This is a genomic window from Allobosea psychrotolerans, from assembly GCF_002917105.1.
GTDB lineage: Bacteria > Pseudomonadota > Alphaproteobacteria > Rhizobiales > Beijerinckiaceae > Allobosea > Allobosea psychrotolerans.
The window spans coordinates 256,564-276,550 of the sequence record NZ_PQFZ01000006.1 but is presented as its reverse complement, the minus strand read 5'-3'; the positions used below and the strand labels follow the sequence as shown (position 1 = coordinate 276,550).

The following is a 19,987-nucleotide window of genomic DNA, read 5'->3' as shown; positions in this document are numbered from 1 at the left end:
GATGACATTGGCAAGTTCCAAAAAGGCCGGCGCTGTGACCGGCCATGGTGAAATCCGTCGGCTTTGGCCCACGGAACGCGACCTCTTCACCGCCCATCTGCTCCGGCTCGACGCGGTGACGCGGCGCGAGCGCTTCGGCACGGCCGTGAACGATGATTTCCTCGTCAACTACGCCGCGACGACCTTCGGCGTCGGCGGGCTGGTCTATGCCTATATCGAGGACGGCGAGGTTCGCGGTGCAGGCGAGTTGCGCGGGCTGGAGGACATCGTCACCCAGACCGGCGAGGCCGCCTTCAGCGTCGAGAAGGCCTGGCGCCGGCGCGGGCTCGGCGAGCAATTGTTCAGCCGCCTGATCACGGCCGGGCGCAATCGCGGCATCCGCACGCTCTACATGACCTGCCTGCCGGAGAATGCGGCGATGCGCCGTCTCGCGCGCAAGTTCGAGGCCGATCTCGTCGGCGGCTACAACGATGTCGAGGGCTCGATCGCGACCGGCGGGCCGACGCCCTTCACCATCCTCGACGAGGCCTTCGACAACGCCAAGGGCTTCGCCACGCTGGCGCTGTCGCTGCAGCGCAGATTCTGGCCGCAGGCCCTGTTCGGACGCTCCTCGCGCGCCTGACCGGCGCGCGCCGCCAGCGCATTTTCGCTTTGGCTTGAATCGTCATTGCGAGGGGCGTCAGCGACGAAGCAATCCAGGAGGTCTCGCTCGACGGCCCCTTGGATTGCTTCGCTTGCGCTCGCAATGACGGCTCAAGGCGAAGCTCGAATGCTGATCAGACCTAGAGCCATTTCCGATCCAAATGGATCGTTCAATTGCTCTAGGCTATTGTTTTAACGCGTTTTCTCCGCGCAAACGCTTCGCGTTTGTCGCGAGGGAACCGGTATCCACTTCGCTCGAAAACACTCTAGCGGTTGAGCGAGAGCGCGGCGCCCGATTTCGTCACGGCGCCGTTCATCGCGCCGCCATCGCTGGCGCGCAGGCGCGCGACCACCGAGCCGCCTTGCTGATAGAGATAGACCTCGCCGTCACGGTAGTCCCAGGCGGTGACCTTCTGCAGGTCGCGGTTGGCGCAGCCGGCCGCGTTGGCGCGGTAGAGGTCAAGCGCAGGCGCGCTGGAGAGCTGGACCTTGCAGGAGCCGCCGGTGGCTTCGCGCGCCGTCCAGTTGCCGACGATGCCATCGCGCGACGAAACCGCGCCGCGCGCCGGGCCGGCTCCGCCGCCCAGTGTGGCGACCTGGCCGCCGCCGCCACGCAAGGCCGGCACCTCGGCGGGCTGGGCGGGGGGCGGGGTCGCGCTGACGGGAGCGCCGGCATTGGGGTTGTAGTAGGGGTCCTGCGGCGGCGGTAAGGCGCCGGGCGAGGCCGGCGCGGAGGCGACGGGATAGCCGCCCGGCGGGGGCAGCGGCTCCGAGGTCACGGGCGCGGAACTGATCGGCGGCGCCGATTGCAGCGGCGGCGGGTCGTAGCTCGGCATGCCTGATCGACCAGGGCTGTCGAAGCTGAAACGCTGCGAGCCCGCGCAGGCGGTCAAGGCGAGCAGGGGCACGAGGCCGGCGGCCTTGAGGAGCATGGCCGCGCCTGCGGTGCGAGGCCTGCCTGCGATCTTGGTGGTCATGCGGCGTTCCGTTCGATCATCATTCTGCACGTCTCGTCTCCGATCATGGCCACGCCGGCTGAACATGGCATGAGCAGGACATTGCTGCGCTGCTTTTACAGCATCGGACCGAATATCGTATTCGGTCCGATGCTGTAAAACTGTGATCATGCATCGGCTTGACCCGAAGACCGGTTTCCGCTGTCCGGGCCGATGATCCGGAGCAGGCCCGACTGCTTGCGAACCCGCGACGCGCGCTCTGGTTCCAGGCCCTCTCGCAAGGCATAGTCCTGCCGCCTGCCTGGAGACCTTTGCCATGAAGCCGCTCGCACCGACCACGATCGCCAAACCCTTCGCCCGCTACAGCCATGGCGTCGAATTGCCGGCCGGCCAGCGACTCGTCTTCTGCTCGGGCCAGCTCGGCGTCGCCCAGGACGGCACGGTTCCGGAGGATGTCCGCGCCCAGGCCGATCTCTGCTTCGCCAATATCGCGGCGATCCTGGGTGAAGCCGGCATGACGCTGGCCGATATCGTGCGCATCAACGCCTATGTCACCGACCGCGCCCATATGAAGGGCTATATGGAATCGCGCGACGCTCATGTCGGTTCGCCGCCGCCGGCCTCCACGCTGATGATCGTCTCGGGTTTCACGCTGCCGGCCTTCAAGGTCGAGATCGAGGTCGTTGCGGCAGCTTCGGACGGCTGAGAGCGGCCGTGCGGGGCGCGGTCGAGAGATTCCGGGGTGCGATGCCCGCACGCGCCGGGAATCAGCTATTGCCGGAGTGAACGGAACAAGCGGGGCATCATGGATATCGAGACCAAGAGCGACAGCGCCAATAAGCGCATGAACAGCCTCGTCGCGGTGACGGTGGTCATCCTGTCGGTGTTCACCGCCGTCTCCAAGATCAAGGACGACAACATCGTCCAGGCCATCCAGACGGCCAAGGCCGATTCGGTCGATAGCTGGAACGAATACCAGGCAGCGCGGATGAAGCTGCGCATCGTCGAGGCGGCCAATCAGACGATCCGCCTCACGGCGAACCTGCCTGGTCTGGATGCTCAGGCCGTCGCGACGGAGCGCAAGCGCAACGACGAGGCGATCGCCGGCTACGACGCCTCGTCCAAGACGCTGTTCGAAAAGGCGAAGCGGCTGGAAGCCTCGATCGAAAAGCTCAACTTCCAGGACGACCAGTTCGACATCTCCGATGCACTGATCTCGATCGCCATCGCGGCCGCGGCGGTTGCGGCGCTGACCGAGAGCTGGATGCTGCTGTGCCTGGCCTGGCTGTCGGGCGGCACCGGCATCGTGATGGGGCTGGCGGGCTTCCTCGGCTGGGGTCTGCATCCGGACTGGCTGGTCAAGCTGCTGACCTGATGGCGGACCTCAGCTTTCCGCCCGCCAGGGATAGCTCCAGGTCTCGGTCAGGGTCTTCTCGCCGCTCCTGAGGAAGGCGCGCATCTCCGCGAGCTGGCCGGGCTCGACGACGATGTCGATGAAGGCGCGGAAGCCTTGCGTCTTGGGGTTGGGCACGATGAAGGCGCGGTCGATGCGGCCATAGGCGATCGAGGGCACGATCTCGACCTTGTCGGGCTGGCGCAGATGGTATTCGAGGTCGCCGCCGGCGAAATCGACGATGAAGCGGCGAGCGCCCTCGGTGACCGGTTCGCCCGAGCCGAGCGCCTTGGGCTTGGCCTGATAGGTGTTGATGATGCGCCCGCCCGGATGCAGATCGGCCGAGTCGAGCATCGCGGTGAGCTTGTAGCCGAAGGAGAATTCGCGGCCGGGTTCGAGCGGCGACTTCGGGGCCCAGAGCGCGACGATATTGTCGTTGGTCTCGTCAGTCGTCGGCAGCTCGATCAGTTCGACGACGCCCTCGCCCCAATCGCCCAGCGGCTCGATCCAGTAGGACGGCCGCAGCTCATAGCTCAGGTCGAGATCCTGATAGTGCTCGAAGACGCGGTCGCGCTGCATCAGGCCGAAGCCGCGCACATTGCGCTCGACGAAGGAGGAGACCGCCTGCTGGCGGGGGTTGCGCAGCGGGCGCCAGATCCATTCACCGGTGCCGGAATGGATCATCAGCCCGTCGGAATCATGCAATTCAGTGCGGAAATCGTCATGGAAGCGGCGGTCGTTCTCGCCGGTGAAGAACATCGAGGTCAAAGGCGCGAGGCCGAGCTTCTCGATGGGCTTGCGCGGGAACAGGGTGACGGCGATGTCGACCACGCTGTCGACGTCAGGATAGATATGGAAGCGATAGGCGCCGGTGACGGAGGCCGAATCGAGCAGGGCGTAGACCGTGACACGGTCGGCATTGGCGGCGGGCGCCTCGACCCAGAACTCCCGGAACATCGGGAACTCCTCGCCGCCGGGCACGCCCGCCCCGATGGTCAGCCCGCGCGCGGACAGGCCATAGCGCTGCTCGCGGCCGAGCACCCGGAAATAGCTCGCGCCGATGAAGGAGATCAATTCGTCCAGGACGCGCGGATCGTTCAGCGGGTAGTGCAGCCGGAAGCCGGCGAAGCCGAGATTGACCGGCAGCGGCTTCTCGAACTTGACCTTGCCGTAGTCGAACAGGCTGGCGGAGTAGGGCACCGGCGTCGGCACGCCGTCGCGCACGACGTTGACCACAACCGGCCGGGTGAACAGGAAGCCGGGATGGAACATCTGCATCCGGAACGGCGAGCCGTTCTGCGCCAGCAGCGCCCGCTCGGGCCGGAAGCGGATATCGCGCCATGAATCGAAGTCGAGCCTCGAGAGCGGTTCCGGCAGCGTCGGGCCGGGCTCGTAGGGAACGCCGGCGATCTCGCGGGCGCGGCGCACCACCTCCTCGAAACCGAAGCGCGGCTGCGGCGGCGAAGGGGCGGGCTGCTGCGGCTCAGGCTGCTGGGCCAGCAGGGCGGAAGGCGCTGCTGAAAGGCTCAAAACGGCGGCGAGGCCTGCCAGGACCTGGCGGCGGTCGGTCTGGATCATGTGACGCGGAAACCCTATCGCGATTGCCGGTGAAGGCGTGTCGAGACAGTGACTTAGGCGATGAATTGGGGCCGGTCTAGGGCACGGGCGCCGCAGCTTGCGGCGGCGCGCGCCGTTGACAATCGCGCAGACCGACTTTCCCGATCTCGATGCCGGTCTCGCGCTCCGGTCAGAAGCTGAACCCGTTCGGAAACCGCATCCGTTTCTGCGAAAGGCGGGCTTGAGTCCTGCACTGCAAGAACGAACACGGCCCGCTGGCCGCGTTCGTCAAAAAATCCACGGCGGGGGGCAAAAAAAACTTGTAGTCGCGGTCGGCAATCCGTATATCGCGTTCACCCAATTCGCACGTGCCTGTGGCCGCGTGTCAGTCGGTGGGCATCCGGACAAGAGGCCGGACAGCCGCCAGGTGTTGGAGACGGATGGAGGGGGATGGATATCCCCTCAAATCACGCTCCCGGTTCCTCCCAAGGGAACTGTCACCGAACAGCGACTGGCAGCCGGAGGCGAAACCGGCGAACCCCGAATCTCCACGGGGGACGCAGCTTAAAGCAACGACGGAACGGGCTTTTTTTGGTCTCGCTGGTCCTCCAAAGACCAGCACCGAAGAGGCTTGTCCTTCATTGCCGGGCGTGCGGGGTCTCCCCAAGCGACGGTTATCAGAGTCCGAACTTAGTTGTTCGGCTGTTCTTGGCGTCTCCATCGCGCCTTGAATCGCCGACGGCTCAGCCGGCTTCATGTCGCATCGGCGCCGCTTGCGCCGGAGGAGCAGCGTCTCATGACCGAGCGCATCCGTGAATTCCTTCGCACCCGCCGTGAGGATGGGCCTTGCGTCGTCATCGACCTCGATGTCGTGCGCGAGAACTATCATGCCTTCTCGCGGGCTCTCCCCGACACGCGCGTGTTCTACGCCGTGAAGGCGAATCCCGCGCCGGAAGTGCTCGGGCTCCTGGCCAAGCTCGGCTCCTGCTTCGATTGCGCCTCGGTTGTCGAGATCGAGCTCGCGCTTGCGGCCGGCGCGACCGCCGACCGCATCTCCTTCGGCAACACGATCAAGAAGGAGCGCGACGTCGTGCGCGCCATGGAGCTCGGCGTGCGCCTCTTCGCCGTCGACTGCACGGCCGAAGTCGACAAGGTCTCCCGTTCGGCCGAGAAGGTCGGCGTGGCGGATGCGCGCATCTTCTGCCGCATCCTCTGCGACGGCGCCGGCGCCGACTGGCCGCTCTCGCGCAAGTTCGGCTGCGTGCCCGAAATGGCCGCGGACGTGCTAGAGCACGGCCATCGCCTGGGCCTGACCGCGTATGGCATCTCGTTCCATGTCGGCTCGCAGCAGGCGAATGTGAACGCCTGGGATTCCGCCCTGGCCTCGGCCTCGGCGGTCTTCAAGGAATGCGCCACCCGCGGTCTCTCGCTGTCGATGGTCAATCTCGGCGGCGGCTTCCCGGCGCGCTACCTGAAGCCGATTCCGGGCGTGCCCTCCTATGGCGACGCGATCTTCCGGGCGCTGTCGAAGCATTTCGGCAACCAGCTGCCCGAGACGATCATCGAGCCGGGCCGCGGCATGGTCGGCGAGGCCGGGCTGATCGAGGCGGAGGTCGTGCTGATCTCGAAGAAGGCCGAGAGCGACGATGTGCGCTGGGTCTATCTCGACATCGGCAAGTTCAACGGTCTCGCCGAGACCATGGACGAGGCGATCCGCTACCCGATCCGCACCGCCCGCGACGGCGATGCGACGGTGCCATGCGTGCTCGCCGGCCCGACCTGCGATTCGGTCGACGTCATGTACGAGAAGACCCCGTACATGCTGCCGTTCAGCCTGGAGATCGGCGATCGCGTGCTGATCGAGGGCACGGGCGCCTATACGACGACCTATTCGGCCGTCGCCTTCAACGGCTTCCCGCCGCTGAGGCAATACGTCATCTGACGAAACGGAGCGCGTCTAACCCGCGCCCCTCACCAATCGGGTCCGGCGAAGCGCCCTGCCATGAGCGGCAGGCCGCCCAGCGATGTCGGGTGGAGCGTCCGCGCCTCCAGAAGGGAGCGCCGCGGCCGTGGCTCCCGCCGGACCCTCTTCCACACATCCCTTTAGTCTTGTGGCCGCGCTCGCGCGGCGCCGGGAAGGTCTGCGCAGCCTTGGCTGTCTTGGGCGGTCCGGCCGGAGGTGCGTCATGATCACGATCCGCGAGGAAATCCCGTCCGATGTCGCGGCCCGCGAGGCCCTGCTCGATCTCTGCCTCGGCGAGCGCCGGGCGGCGAAGTCGAGCGAGCGCCTGCGCGAGGGCCGGCTGCCGGCCCAGGGTCTCGCCCTGACCGCCGAGCGCGACGGCGTCGTCGTCGCAACCGTGCGGCTCTGGCATGTCGAGGCCAGCGGCGTCCCGGCGCTGCTGCTCGGCCCGCTGGCCGTCGCGCCTGAGCTCCAGGGCGAGGGCGTCGGCAAGGCGATGATGCGGGAAGTGATCTGGCGCGCGGCCTGCCGTGGACATGGCGCGATCCTGCTCGTCGGCGATGCGCCCTATTACGAGCGCTTCGGCTTCTCCGGCGCATTGACGCGCGATCTCGCCATGCCGGGCCCGGTTGAGCGCGAGCGCTTCCTCGCGCTCGAATTGCGCGACGGCGCGCTCGCGGGCGCCAGCGGCATGCTGGCGGCGACAGGGCGTCTGGACGCCACACCGGTCTTCGCGGAGCCGATCCGGCGCGCTGCCTGAAAATAAGCCACCCGGACCCGGCCATTGGCCGGGTCTGTCATGGTTTCGTCACTGATCTGTAGCGGCTTCGTCGCCCATCGCCGCCATGACCCCCGCCAAAGGTGGGATGATGGCTGACGCGGTACTGGTGACGGGAATGGCAGCGCAGTGGCGGGTCGCGAAATGGCGGCCGCGGCGCACGACCCTGCTCGCCTTCGCGATGCTGTCGCCCTCGCTCCTGTTCCTGGCGCTGTTCACCTATTGGCCGGTGGTCGAGGTCGCCTGGCAGGCGCTGCACAACCAGCGCAAGATCGGTGGGCCGCAGGTCTATGTCGGGCTCGACAACTTCCTCAAGCTCTTCGCCGACCCGGCCTTCCGCAAGGCGCTCGTCAACAACCTGGTCTATGCCTTCGGCACGGTGGTCCCCAGCCTCGTCCTGGCGCTCGGCTTCGCCATGGCGCTGGCCAAGTCGAACCGGGTCAATACGCTGCTGCGGGCGCTGTTCTTCCTGCCGGTGCTGATTCCGCTGGTCGCTGCGGCCTCGATCTTCCTGTTCCTGTTCCTGCCCAATGTCGGCCTGCTCGACTACCACCTCGCCAAGCTCGCCCTGAGCGGGCCGAACTGGCTCGGCGATCCCGATGTCGCGCTCTACTCGATCATGGGCCTGACGATCTGGAAGAATGCCGGCTACTACATGCTGTTCTTCCTGGCGGGCCTCCAGGCCGTGCCGGCGGACGCTTATGAGGCGGCGATCCTCGACGGCGCCGGCCCCTGGCAGCGCCTGCGCCACATCACGCTGCCCTATCTCAAGCCGACGATCGGCTTCGTGCTGGTCATCGGCCTGCTCAATGTGGTGACGCAGGTCGACCATGTTTTCGTGCTGACCAAGGGCGGGCCCTCGGATTCGACCAATCTCCTGCTGTTCTATGTCTATCAGCAGGCGGTCGAGAGCTATGATGCGGGCCGCGCCGCGGCGGGCACGCTGGTGATGCTGGCGCTGCTGCTTGCCATCACCGCCTCCTCGCTGCGCACGCTCGAGCGCTCCTTCGGGGAGCGCGAGGCATGAGCGTCGCCAATCGCGAAATCTCGCCCAAGCTCGGCTATGGCGCCACGCTCACTATTGCGGCGCTGTGGATGGTGCCATTCATCTGGATGCTGGTCGCGGCCTTCAACCCCGAGAGCATGGGCGCCGGCATGGCCTCGCTGGTGCCGCGCTACATCCCGACGCTCGGCAATTTCGCCGAGGCCTGGGGCTCGGCCGATTTCCCGCGCTACACGCTGAACACGACGATCATCAGCTTCGGCATCCTCGCCGTCCAGCTCGTCACGGTGACGTTAGCCGGCTATGTCTTCGCGCGGATCGAGTTTCCCGGCCGCACGCTCTGCTTCTATCTCTTCCTGCTCCAGCTCATGCTCGCGCCGGTCGTGCTGATGGTGCCCAATCTGGTGATGGTCGCCCAGCTCGGGCTCTACGACACGCTGCTCGGCGTGATGGCGCCCTATTTCGCCTCGGCCTTCGGCACCTTCCTGATGCGCCAGGCCTTCAAGGTGATCCCGCGCGAGCTCGAGGATGCGGCGCTGATCGACGGCGCCAATATCTGGCAGCGCATTCGCTTCATCTATCTGCCCCTGGCGAAGCCCTCGCTGATCGCCTTCTCGATCGTCTCCGTCACCGCGCATTGGAACGAGTTCCTCTGGCCGCTGATGGTGATCAATTCGCCCGATCTGCGCCCGCTCACCGTCGGGCTCGCGACCTTCACGCGCGGCGCCGAGGGCGCGCAGGCCTGGGGCGTCATCGCGGCGGGCACGCTCATGGTCAGCGCGCCGCTGCTGATCGCCTTTGCGCTGTTCCAGCGCGCCTTCGTCAACTCCTTCGTCTCATCCGGCATCAAGTAAAAGGCAGCCAACATGACGACCACCCGTCGCTCCGTCCTCGCAGGCGCGGCCCTTGCCGCGAGCTTTGCGCTCTCCCCGGCCTTCGCGCAGGCTCCCACCGAAATCGAACTGTTCTTCCCGGTTCCGGTCGACGGGCAGCTCGCCCGCGACATGGCCACCATGATCAAGGAGTTCAACGAGACCCATCCCGCGATCAAGGCGACGCCGGTCTATACCGGCAGCTATGACGAGACGCTGATCAAGACCCGCGCCGCGATGAAGGCCGGCAAGCCGCCGGCGGCAGCGATCATGTCGGCGAACTTCCTGCTCGACCTCAAGATCGAGGGCGAGATTCAGCCGCTCGACGGGCTGATCAAGGCCGACGGCAAGAGCAACGACCAGTTCATGGGCCAGTTCTTCCCGGCGCTCTATGGCAATGCCGTGCTCGACCGCTCGGTCTATGGCGTGCCCTTCCACAATTCGACGCCGCTGCTCTACATCAATGCCGACCATTTCAAGGAAGCCGGCCTCGACCCCGACAAGCTGCCGGCCACCTGGGAAGAGTTCGCCGCCGCCGCCAAGAAGCTGACCAAGCGCGAGGGCGACCGCGTCACCCGCTGGGGCATCACGATGCCTTCCAATTACGATTACGGCGGCTGGATCCTGCAGGCGCTGACCCAGTCCAATGGCGGGCAGTGGTTCAATGTCGATTACGGCGGCGAGGTCTATTACGACACCCCGTCCATGCTCGGCGCGCTGACCTTCTGGTCCGACCTCGTCGCCAAGGCCAAGGTTCATCCCGCCGGCGTGCAGGCGGGCGGCGCGGTCTCCAGCGCCTTCCTCTCGGGCCAGTCCTCGATGGTGCTGCTCTCGACCGGTTCGCTGACGCATATCCGCAGCAATGCGAAATTCCCCTACAAGGTCGCCTTCGTGCCCAAGAACGTGAAGAACGAGGTGCCGATCGGCGGCGCCTCGCTCGTCATCCCGACCGGCGTCGAGGGCGCGCGCCGGCAGGCCGCCTGGACGCTGATCAACTGGCTGACTGCGCCCGAGAAGTCCGGCTGGTGGAGCCGCGCCACCGGCTATTTCGCGCCGAACATGGCCGCCTATGACCTGCCCGAGATGAAGGAGTTCCTGGCCAAGAATCCGGACGCCGGCATCGCGGTGAAGCAGCTCGCCTTCGCCAAGCCGTGGTTCGCGACCTACAAGACCGTCCCCGTCCGCAAGGCGATCGAGGACGAGTTGCAGGCCGTGCTCTCCGGCAAGAAGGCGCCGAAGGAGGCGCTCGTTGCCGCGCAGAAGACCGCCGACGAGGTCATGCGGCCCTATGTCGAGCAGACCGCGCTGAAGCTGCCGACGAATTGAGGTCGGCCGCCTGCGACGAAGGTCATGCCCGGGCTTCGACCCGGGCATCTCCGCGTCGCCTTTCCTTCCTGAGATGGCCGGGTCGAACCCGGCCATGACGCCCTTCAAGACCGGATCAGCCATGCTCATCGCCCATATCACCGACCTGCATGTCCGCCCGCGCGGCAAGCCGGCCTATCGCGTCTCCGAGACCAATGCGCTGACCGAGCGCGCGCTCGATGCGGTCGCAAGCCTGCGGCCGCGTCCCGATGTCCTCGTCATCACCGGGGACCTGACCGATTGCGGGCTGGCCGAGGAATATGAGCTGCTGCAGAGCTTGCTGAGCCGGCTCGACATCCCGGTTCTGCTATTGCCGGGCAATCACGACCGCCGCGAGACATTGGTCGCCGGGCTGAAGCTCGATCCGCGGACCCTGCGCGATGGCGGCTTCATCCAGTTCGTCGCCGATCTCGGGCCGATGCGCCTGATCGGCTTGGACACGCTGGTGCCGGGGCAGAGCTTCGGCGGGCTCTGCCCGGCGCGGCTTGCCGTGCTCGAGCGGGCGCTGGCCGAGGCGAATGGCAAGCCGGTGGCGATCTTCATGCACCACCCGCCCTTCGATTGCGGCATTGCGCATATGGATGCGATTCGCCTGCTCGAGGGCGCGGCGGATTTCGCCGCCATCGTCGCGCGCCATCCCAATATCGAGCGCGTCGTCTGCGGCCATCACCATCGGCCGGTCGTGACGCGCTTCGCCGGCACCATCGCGCAGATCGCGCCCAGCGTGACGCATCAGGTGACGCTCGATCTGAGCGATGACGGTGCCGCGACCTTCCATATGGAGCCGGCGGCCTATCTGCTGCATAGCTGGCGCGAGGGCGCGGGTTTCGTCAGTCACACGGCCTATGTCGAGCGTTTCGCCGGGCCCTATCCCTTCGTGCTCGATGCCGATTATCCCGGAGCTCACTAGAGCAGGATGCGAAAAAGTGGGAACCGGTTTTGCGCATCGATCCTGCTCTCACTCCCGGGATGAGAGACGGATTCAGATTTCAGATGGAATCACTCTGTGATTCCATCTGAAATCATCCGGCTCTCGCAAAGCCGGCCGGCCATGATTTGACTCAGGGCGCGCTTCCCCCCTACGAGCCGGCGATGGCCATGCAAGGCCATTCCCACCAACGACGCGCAACCGCGAAGGAGACAACCAGAGAATGAGCAACTGGCCCGTACACGGAAAGATCACCGGCCCGATCGTGATGATCGGCTTCGGCTCCATCGGCCGCGGCACGCTGCCGCTGATCGAACGGCATTTCGAGTACGACCGGTCGCGCTTCGTGGTGATCGCGCCCGATGATGCCGATCGTGACCTGCTCGACGAGCGTGGCATCCGCTTCATCAAGGAGGCGGTGACGCGGGAGAACTACAAGACGCTGCTGGAGCCGCTGCTCACGATCGGCGGCGGCCAGGGCTTCTGCGTCAACCTGTCGGTCGATACCGGCTCGCTCGACATCATGCAGTTCTGCTCCGATCTCGGCGCGCTCTATATCGACACCGTCAACGAGCCCTGGCTCGGCTTCTATTTCGACCACAGCAAGGGCGCGGCCGAGCGCTCCAACTATGCGCTGCGCGAGGCGACGATCGGCGCCAAGCATGCCCGCCCGGCCGGCACGACCACGGCCGTCTCCTGCTGCGGGGCCAATCCCGGCATGGTCTCCTGGTTCGTCAAGCAGGGCCTGCTCAACATCGCCGCCGATCTCGGCCTGCAGACGCCCGAGCCCAAGACGCGCGAGGAGTGGGGCAAGCTCGCCCAGCAGGTCGGCGTCAAGGGCATCCACATCGCCGAGCGCGACACGCAGCGCGCCAAGCACCCCAAGCCCCGCGGCGTCTTCGTCAACACCTGGTCGGTTGAGGGCTTCGTCTCCGAGGGCATGCAGCCGGCCGAGCTCGGCTGGGGCACGCATGAGACCTGGATGCCGGAGAACGGCCGCGAGCACGAGGCCGGCTGCAAGGCCGCGATCTACCTGCTCCAGCCCGGCGCCAACACCCGCGTCCGGAGCTGGTGCCCGACGCCGGGGCCGCAATACGGCTTCCTGGTGACGCATAACGAGTCGATCTCGATCGCAGATTATTTCACCGTGCGCGACGAGACCGGCAAGCCGGTCTACCGGCCGACCTGCCATTACGCCTACCACCCGGCCAATGACGCCGTGCTCTCGCTGCACGAGATGTTCGGCAATGCCGGCCAGGTGCAGGAGGAGCACCACATCCTCGAGGAGGACGAGATCGTCGACGGCATCGACGAGCTCGGCGTGCTGCTCTACGGCCATGGCAAGAATGCCTATTGGTACGGCTCGCAGCTCTCCGTCGAGGAGACCCGCCGGATCGCGCCCTATCAGAACGCCACCGGCATGCAGGTGACCTCGGCCGTGCTCGCCGGCATGGTCTGGGCGCTGGAGAACCCCAAGGCCGGCATCGTCGAGGCCGACGAGATGGATTTCCGCCGCTGCCTCGAAGTGCAGCTGCCCTATCTCGGGCCGGTCACCGGCGCCTATACCGACTGGACGCCGCTCGACGGCCGCCCGGGCTTCTTCCCCGAGGATATCGACGAGAGCGATCCCTGGCAGTTCCGCAACATCCTGGTGCGGTGAGGGCTGTCATTCCGTGCGCGCTGCGGCATGCAATGCTGCGGCGCAGACACGGGACCGCGTGCGAGCAAGGCGCCCCTTCGGCGAGGCGCGGGAAAGCTCCCTTTCCTGATGGCGGTCCCGCATCTGCGCGGCGGCACTTCGTGCCGCAGCGCGTGCGGGATGACACTCTTCACCTCGCCCGCTCGATCTTCACCCCCGCCAGCAGCGCCCCGCCGGCCAGGAAGAAGGCGATCAGCACGGCCGGGCCCGCGCGCTGGCTGTCGAAGATCGTCGTCGCCAGCGCCACCAGCGTCGGCCCCAGGAAGGACGTGACCTTCCCCGAGCGCGCGAACAGGCCGAAGAACTCGCCGACGCGGCCCTCGGGCGCGATCCGCGCCATCAGGCCGCGGGCGTAGTCCTGCCCGAATTTCAACGCCCGGCGCCGCACCGTCTCGTAGGAAACGGCAATGCCGCGCTCCAGCAGCATCTCCTCCATCAGGCGCAGGGGGAAGCACAGCCACACCGTGTGAGCAATGATCGCTGGCGGAAATTGATGGCGCTTGTCGCTGATGCAGGGCGTGCCCAAGCCCAAGGCCCCTTCGCCGGAGCTGTGCAGATTCCGGTTCGAGTCCGGCAAGACTACAGCTATTGGAATTACTGCGTCATGACGCTACGTTAGTCGCCTCTGCCAGACCACAATTATCGGCAAGGGGGCTCTCGCTACGAATGGGACGTCTTCGGCGGTCTTGGCTAGGCCTTCAGCGAGACATGGTCGGCCTTCGCTGGATATCGCGCGATGAACGTCGACTATCGCAACGGTGCCTTCGTCTTCAACGCGTTGCAGCAAGGACCGGTGCTGGGCTTCACCTCGCGCTTCTGACAGTTCGTTCGCTTCGAAGGGAGATCTCGATGATTTCGCACTTGCTTCGTTCAAGCTGCCTTGCGCTTGCTCTGTTCGCGCCCGCCGCCGCCATGGCCCAGGGGGCGACGAAGCCCAATATCCTCTACATCGTTGCCGACGATCTCGGCTGGGCCGATGTCGGCTTCCACGGCGCCGAGATCAAGACGCCGACGATCGACCAGCTCGCCAATGAGGGGGCGACGCTCGACCAGTTCTACGTCCAGCCGATGTGCACGCCCACGCGCGCGGCCCTGATGACCGGCCGCTACCCGCTGCGCTACGGGCTGCAGAGCTTCGTCATCCTGCCCGAGCAGAGCTTCGGCATCCCGCTCGACGAGAAGCTGCTGTCGCAGGTTCTCAAGGAGGCCGGATACAGCACGGCCATCATCGGTAAATGGCATCTCGGCCATGCCGACCAAAAGCTCTGGCCGAAGCAGCGCGGTTTCGATTACCAGTACGGCGCGCTGATCGGTGAGGTCGACCACTTCACCCATAAGGTGCATGGCGTCACCGATTGGTACCGCAACAACAAGAAGCTCGAAGAGCCAGGTTACGTGACCTCGCTTCTTGGCAAGGATGCCGTGCGCTATATCGAGGCGCATGACCCGGCCAAGCCGATGTTCATGTATCTCGCCTTCACCGCGCCGCACACGCCGTTCCAGGCACCGAAGGAATATCTCGACCGCTTCAAGTCGATCGCCGATCCGAACCGGCGCACCTATGCCGCCATGGTCAATGCGATGGATGACCAGATCGCCGCAGTCCTGGCCGCCCTTCAGAAAAAGGGCATGCGCGACAACACGCTGGTGATCTTCCACAGCGACAATGGCGGCGTGAAATCCGCCGCCTTCGCCGGGCAGATCGAAACCAAGGGCGCGCTGCCGGCCAATAACGGCCCCTTCCGCGAGGGCAAAGGCTCGCTCTATGAGGGCGGCACTCGCGCCGTCGCTCTGGCCAACTGGCCGGGACGCATCAAGCCGCAGAAGGTCAACGAGCCGCTGCACGTCGTCGACATGTTGCCGACGCTCGCCGCCCGTGCGGGCGCCAGCACGGCCGGCACCAAACCGCTCGACGGCACCGATATCTGGAAGACGATCAGCGAGGGCGCGCCCTCGCCGCGCAAGGAGATCGTCTATAATGTCGAGATGTTCCGCGGCGCCGTTCGACAGGGCGACTGGAAGCTTGTCTGGCGCACGACGCTGCCAGCCAAGCTCGAACTCTTCAACGTGCCGCAGGATCCTGGCGAGGCGAAGAACCTTGTCGCAGAGAACCCCCAGATCGTCGCGGATCTGCAGAAGCGCATCAACGATCTTGCGGGCGAGATGAAGCCGTCGATGTTCTTCGAGGCGACCTTCAAGTCCTATCTCGGCCGTCACGCACCGGCGCCGGTCTTCCCCAACGACGACGCCTTCTTCGCTCAGGGCGATTGATCGGGGGGGCGATTCCCGGCAGCTCCGGAGCATCCTGGTGCGGTGAGGGCTGTCATTCCGGGGCAGGCGCGCAGCGCCTGAACCCGGAACCCACGACCGGGCTCGCGATCGAGGGCGAGGCCGGTCGACATCGTACCCCGTCATGGGCTCCGGGTTCGGCCCTTCGGGCCGCCCCGGAATGACATGCGGCTACATCCCGCGTTTCACGTTGACGCCGGCCAGCAGCACCCCGCCGGCCAGGAAGAAGGCGATCAGCACCGCCAGCCCCGCGCGCTGGCTGTCGAAGATCGTCGTCGCCAGCGCCACCAGGGTCGGGCCCAGGAAGGATGTGACCTTGCCCGAGAGCGCGAACAGCCCGAAGAACTCGCCGATGCGGCCCTCGGGCGCGATCCGCGCCATCAGGCTGCGCGAGGAGGCCTGCAAGGGCCCGGCGACGAGGCCGATCAGCAGGCCGAGGCCGAGATAGACCCGCTCCGGCAATGAGGCGAAGAGGCCGTCGCCCGCCGTGGCGGGGGCGGCGGGGATGACGAAGAGGATATGGTCGGGCCCGAGCGAGAGGATGCCGAAACAGGCGAGCAGCAGGCAGGCGATCGCGCCCAGCACCACGGATTTGCCGCCGATCGCATCGTCGAGCTTGCCGCCGAGCCAGGCGCCGAGCGTGCCGGTGACGGTGAGCAGGATGCCGAAGATGCCGAGCTCTATGGTCTGCCAGCCGAAGACGCCGGCGGCATAGATGCCGCCGAAGGCGAAGAGCGCCACCAGCGCATCCTGGTAGATCATGTTGGCGAGCAGGAAGCGGCCGAGCGAGGGCAGGCGCGGCAATTCGGCAAGCGTCGCCTTCAGCCGGCCGACGCCACCCTTGGCCGCTTCGCCGAGCCGCATGCCGGTCCGGGCCGAATCCGGCGTCAGCCAGAACATCGGCGCGACGAAGACGATGAACCAGAGCGCGGTGAGCGGGCCGGAGAAGCGGTCGCCCTCGCGGGCGGCGGCGTCGAGACCCAGGATCGGCGTCAGCCCTGCGAGCGTCTTGCCGGTCTGCGGGTCGGCGGCGAGCAGGGCGAGCGTGATCGCCAGCGAGAGCAGGCCGCCGAGATAGCCGATCGCCCAGCCGGTGCCCGAGAGCCAGCCCAATCGCTCCGGCGGGACGAGCCGCGTCATCATCGCATTGTTGAAGGTGGTGGCGAATTCGGCGCCGATGGTGGCGATGACGAAACCGGCGAGCGCGATCGGCACCGCCGAGCTAGAGCCCGGCACCGCGAACCAGAGCATGCCGGAGCCCAGCACCAGCAGCGCCCCGAAGGTCGCGATCCAGGGTTTGCGCGGGCCGGTGCGGTCGGCGATGCCGCCGAGCAAAGGCGAGAGCAGGGCGATGCAGAAGCCGGCGAAGCCGGTCGCATAGCCCCAGAGCGCCTGGCCCGCGATCGGGTCCGAGGCCAGCGCCGCGGCGAAGAAGGGCGCGAAGACGAAGGTGGTGATCAGGGTGAAGAAGGGTTGGGCCGCCCAATCGAAGAACAGCCAGGCCGTGACGGCGCGGCGGGGCGGATAGCTGATGGTTTGCGCATCCGCGCTCGCGACGGCCAGATTCACTGCAGCGTGGTCTCCGGGGCGCCGCCGCCGCGCGCGATCTCGATCTCGGTGATCGCGACCAGAACCTCGGCGCGGTTCTTCAGGCTGGGCGCCTCCAGCAGCGCCTGTTTTTCGCGCGGGCCGAAGGGGCACATCATCGAGAGCGCGTTGACCAGGGCTTCGTTGGGCGCCTCGTTGACGCCCTTCCAGTCGATCTTGAGCTCATTGGCCTTGGCGAAGGCGCGCAGCGCCTTGAGCAGGCTGTTGCGATCGACCTCGTCCTCGCCGGCCCTTGCGGTGAAGTCGATCAGGAAATCGTCATAGGAAACCCGAGCCTGGCGATAGGGCGTGCTGACCGAAAGCTCCTCGACGAGCCGGAAGCGGCTGATGCCGGTCAGCGTCAGCACATAGCGGTCGTCGCCGGTCTCGGCGAACTGGGTGATCCGCCCGAGGCAGCCGACCTTGAGCAGCTCGGGCTCGCCGCTCTGGCGGCCGTCCTCGGGCTCGGGCTGGATCATGCCGATGAGGCGATGCGTGCGGATCGCGTCGTCGACCATGGCGAGATAGCGCGGCTCGAAGATGTTGAGCGGCATCTGCCCGCGCGGCAGGAGCAGGGCGCCGGCCAGCGGGAAGACAGGGATCACCAGCGGGCAATCCTCGGCTCCGTTGTAGACGGCATTCATGCCCATCTGCGGTGGCTCCTTGGGGTTTTAAGCGAACAGCAGGGTCGAGAGCTTGCGGCGGCCGGCCTGGCTGTTCTCGTCCATCGGGCCCCAGGCCTCGAAGAACTGCAGCAGCTGCTTGCGCGCGCCGTCATCGTTCCAGGCTCTATCGGCCTTGATGATGGCGATGAGATGATCGACCGCCTCCTCGCGCCGGTCGCGGGCGTTCAGCGCCACGGCGAGGTCGAAGCGGGCCTGGTGGTCCTTGGGATTGGCCGCGACCTTGGCTTCCAGCTCGGCGGTGTCGCCGAGCGAGGCGGCCTGTTCGGCGAGCTCGATCGCGGCCCGCACCGCGGCGATCGCAGGGTCGGCCGCCTTGGCCTCCGGCGTCATCGCCAGGATGCCCTTGGCGCCGTCGAGATCGCCCGTCTCGAGATGCAGGCGGGAAAGCCCGGCGATGGCGGCGAGATTTTCGGGTTCGAGTTCGAGGACCCCGGCATAGAGCTCGCTCGCGCCGGCGGGGTCGCCGGCCTCGGCGGCGGCCTGGGCGGCCGCGATCAGCTCCTCGGCTTCGCCCGGCCCCACCGGCCCGACCAGCTTCTCGATGAAGGCCTTGACCTGGCTTTCCGGCTGCGCGCCCATGAAGCCGTCGATCGGCTGGCCCTGCTTGAAGGCGATCACCGCGGGAATCGACTGGATGCCGAGCTGGCCGGGGATCTGCGGATGCTCGTCGATGTTCATCTTGACGAGCTTGACCTTGCCCTTGGCCTCCTTGACCGCCTTCTCGATGATCGGGGTCAATTGCTTGCAGGGGCCGCACCAGGGCGCCCAGAAATCGACGAGCACGGGCTGCGTCATCGATTCGGTCACGACATCCTGGCGGAACGCTTGCGTCGTGGTGTCCTTGATCAGACCGGCTTTTTCGGTCGCATCGCCATTGACCAGCATGGGTCGTCCTTCGTCGCTATCAGATCGTCGGAATTAGAACATTGCGCGCAAAACCGGGTGCCGGTTTTGCGTAAGCGCAAGGCTCTCGAATTTTCAGCCTCTAGGTGGACCGGGCCATCGCCGCAATCCCGCCCATAGATGGGGAGGATGAGCCGTTCTGTCCATCGGGAGGGCAGGAGCAGGATGCGAAAAAGTGGGCACCGGTTTTCGGATTGATCCTGCTTTCACGCGTTCGATTCCATCTGAGATCAGCGGGCTCGAGCGCCGGATGGTTTTTGCGCCCGTTTGGAACCTCCAGCCCTCATCCTGAGGAGCCGCGTAAGCGGCGTCTCGAAGGATGCTCCAGATGGTTCCGGAGCCTCCTGGAGCATCCTTCGAGACGCCATTCCCAGAGGAATGGCTCCTCAGGATGAGGGCTGAGGGATTTTCCAAACGGTGTCTGAGTGGGAACCACGCCGTCATTCCGGGGCAATCCGAAGGATCGAGCCCGGAACCCAGAGCCGATGCGGGTTCTCCATAATGCGCCCGCATGGCGAACCTCAAACGTCGCGCGCATCGGTTCTGGGTTCCGGGCTCAGGCCAGTGGCCTGCCCCGGAATGACGGCCTGGTTCGAGCCGACATCATCGGGCACCGGCAAATCGACGATCATCGGCTCATGGCCGGTGCCGCGCAGGAAGGCGAGCATGTCGTCGCGGCCGATGCGCAGCGTCGCGGTGTTGATCAGCGGGTGGAAATTCATCTCCTCGCCGGTCATCAGATTGGCGTCGAGCACCATGGTGACCTCGTTGGCGCGGTCGTTGATCACGGCGAAGGCGGTGACCGAGCCCGGGGTGACGCCGAGCTTCTCCAGCAGCAATTGCGCCGAGCCGAAGGAGAGCCGCCCGCTCGCGCCGATCACCTCATGCAGGCGCTTCAGGTCGATGCGGGCGTTCTCGCGCGCCGAGACCAGGAAGAGCCGGCCCTTCTTGTCCTTCAGGAACAGGTTCTTGGAGTGCAGGCCGGGAACCTTGCCGCGCAGCAAGGCCGATTCCTCGACCGTGAACACGGCCTGATGCTCGAGCCGGTGGAAGGACAGGCCCTGGGCGGAGAGATGGGCGCAGAGTTCGTCTGGCGTCAGGGGAGCGGGCATTGCGGCTCATATCGGGCTTAAGCGGTTCGAAGCGATGCCTAACCATGGCCTGAGCCCAGCGGCAAGCTCATGCCGGAGCGGTCAGGCCTGCGAAAAACCGCGCTTGCGAAATTTGTTGAATTTAGGCGCTTGCGCTGCGCTCCGGATTGGGGCAATAAGCCGGCCTCGCGCCGGAAACGACGCGACCATGTCCGGACGCGGGAGTAGCTCAGGGGTAGAGCACAACCTTGCCAAGGTTGGGGTCGAGGGTTCGA

18 protein-coding genes are annotated in these 19,987 nt (G+C 66.2%); 11 read left to right on the top strand and 7 right to left on the bottom strand.

Annotated elements, in window-relative coordinates; genetic code table 11:
- The first annotated feature begins 7 nt into the window (after positions 1–7).
- Complete coding sequence (locus CYD53_RS13260; protein ID WP_181011848.1) at positions 8–622, top strand: GNAT family N-acetyltransferase; 615 nt, start codon at positions 8–10, stop codon at positions 620–622.
- Positions 623–908: 286 nt separating this feature from the next.
- Here CYD53_RS13260 and CYD53_RS13255 read toward each other — a convergent pair whose 3' ends face one another.
- Positions 909–1,619 (bottom strand): AprI/Inh family metalloprotease inhibitor, encoded by a 711-nt coding sequence (locus CYD53_RS13255; RefSeq protein WP_425428289.1) that lies wholly within the window; start codon positions 1,617–1,619, stop codon positions 909–911.
- Positions 1,620–1,914: 295 nt separating this feature from the next.
- On the opposite strand from CYD53_RS13255, the gene CYD53_RS13250 reads away from it, so the two are divergent.
- Together CYD53_RS13250 and CYD53_RS13245 are read left to right on the top strand one after the other, a co-directional pair.
- Complete coding sequence (locus CYD53_RS13250; protein WP_103718552.1) at positions 1,915–2,304, top strand: RidA family protein; 390 nt, start codon at positions 1,915–1,917, stop codon at positions 2,302–2,304.
- Positions 2,305–2,403: 99 nt separating this feature from the next.
- On the top strand, positions 2,404–2,973 hold the full coding sequence (locus CYD53_RS13245) for a DUF4337 domain-containing protein (RefSeq protein WP_103718551.1): 570 nt from the start codon (positions 2,404–2,406) through the stop codon (positions 2,971–2,973).
- A 9-nt stretch (positions 2,974–2,982) separates the two neighbouring features.
- Here CYD53_RS13245 and CYD53_RS13240 read toward each other — a convergent pair whose 3' ends face one another.
- Positions 2,983–4,569 carry an OpgD/OpgG family glucan biosynthesis protein gene (locus CYD53_RS13240; protein ID WP_103718550.1) on the bottom strand — a complete coding sequence of 529 codons (1,587 nt, stop codon included), beginning with the start codon at positions 4,567–4,569 and terminating at the stop codon, positions 2,983–2,985.
- 775 nt (positions 4,570–5,344) lie between these two features.
- Here CYD53_RS13240 and CYD53_RS13235 point away from each other — a divergent pair.
- From CYD53_RS13235 to CYD53_RS13205, 7 genes are all read left to right on the top strand, one after another.
- A complete protein-coding gene (locus CYD53_RS13235; protein ID WP_069688905.1) occupies positions 5,345–6,490 on the top strand; it encodes a type III PLP-dependent enzyme in 1,146 nt (381 codons plus the stop codon).
- A gap of 244 nt (positions 6,491–6,734) precedes the next feature.
- Positions 6,735–7,271: a GNAT family N-acetyltransferase gene (locus CYD53_RS13230; RefSeq protein WP_103718549.1), complete on the top strand. Its 537-nt coding sequence runs from the start codon at positions 6,735–6,737 to the stop codon at positions 7,269–7,271.
- Positions 7,272–7,407: 136 nt separating this feature from the next.
- Entirely contained in the window at positions 7,408–8,316 is a 909-nt protein-coding gene (locus CYD53_RS13225; RefSeq protein WP_245928224.1) for a carbohydrate ABC transporter permease, read from the top strand.
- Entirely contained in the window at positions 8,313–9,146 is an 834-nt protein-coding gene (locus tag CYD53_RS13220) for a carbohydrate ABC transporter permease (protein ID WP_103718548.1), read from the top strand. Before CYD53_RS13225 ends, CYD53_RS13220 begins: the two co-directional genes overlap by 4 nt.
- Positions 9,147–9,158: 12 nt before the next feature.
- Positions 9,159–10,490, top strand: coding sequence for an ABC transporter substrate-binding protein (locus CYD53_RS13215; RefSeq protein WP_103718547.1), 1,332 nt, complete (start codon positions 9,159–9,161; stop codon positions 10,488–10,490).
- Positions 10,491–10,611: 121 nt separating this feature from the next.
- Positions 10,612–11,439 carry a phosphodiesterase gene (locus CYD53_RS13210; protein ID WP_103718620.1) on the top strand — a complete coding sequence of 276 codons (828 nt, stop codon included), beginning with the start codon at positions 10,612–10,614 and terminating at the stop codon, positions 11,437–11,439.
- A gap of 241 nt (positions 11,440–11,680) precedes the next feature.
- A complete protein-coding gene (locus CYD53_RS13205) occupies positions 11,681–13,117 on the top strand; it encodes a homospermidine synthase (protein WP_103718546.1) in 1,437 nt (478 codons plus the stop codon).
- A 169-nt stretch (positions 13,118–13,286) separates the two neighbouring features.
- Here the strand turns inward: CYD53_RS13205 and CYD53_RS30875 are convergent, their stop codons facing one another.
- Entirely contained in the window at positions 13,287–13,682 is a 396-nt protein-coding gene (locus CYD53_RS30875; protein WP_281261261.1) for an MFS transporter, read from the bottom strand.
- Between the two features lie 323 nt (positions 13,683–14,005).
- On the opposite strand from CYD53_RS30875, the gene CYD53_RS13195 reads away from it, so the two are divergent.
- Positions 14,006–15,427 carry an arylsulfatase B gene (locus CYD53_RS13195; RefSeq protein WP_103718545.1) on the top strand — a complete coding sequence of 474 codons (1,422 nt, stop codon included), beginning with the start codon at positions 14,006–14,008 and terminating at the stop codon, positions 15,425–15,427.
- 189 nt (positions 15,428–15,616) lie between these two features.
- Here the strand turns inward: CYD53_RS13195 and CYD53_RS13190 are convergent, their stop codons facing one another.
- The 4 genes from CYD53_RS13190 to CYD53_RS13175 all read right to left on the bottom strand — a co-directional run bounded on the left by CYD53_RS13190 (position 15,617) and on the right by CYD53_RS13175 (position 19,733).
- Positions 15,617–17,014 carry an MFS transporter gene (locus CYD53_RS13190; protein ID WP_103718544.1) on the bottom strand — a complete coding sequence of 466 codons (1,398 nt, stop codon included), beginning with the start codon at positions 17,012–17,014 and terminating at the stop codon, positions 15,617–15,619.
- A complete protein-coding gene (locus tag CYD53_RS13185) occupies positions 17,011–17,682 on the bottom strand; it encodes an LON peptidase substrate-binding domain-containing protein (RefSeq protein WP_103718543.1) in 672 nt (223 codons plus the stop codon). Before CYD53_RS13185 ends, CYD53_RS13190 begins: the two co-directional genes overlap by 4 nt.
- A gap of 21 nt (positions 17,683–17,703) precedes the next feature.
- The gene (gene trxA / locus CYD53_RS13180; protein WP_103718542.1) at positions 17,704–18,603 is read right to left on the bottom strand and encodes a thioredoxin; all 900 of its coding nucleotides are present in this window, start codon (positions 18,601–18,603) and stop codon (positions 17,704–17,706) included.
- Between the two features lie 539 nt (positions 18,604–19,142).
- Positions 19,143–19,733 carry a prolyl-tRNA synthetase associated domain-containing protein gene (locus CYD53_RS13175; protein ID WP_103718541.1) on the bottom strand — a complete coding sequence of 197 codons (591 nt, stop codon included), beginning with the start codon at positions 19,731–19,733 and terminating at the stop codon, positions 19,143–19,145.
- Between the last annotated feature and the right edge of the window lie 254 nt (positions 19,734–19,987).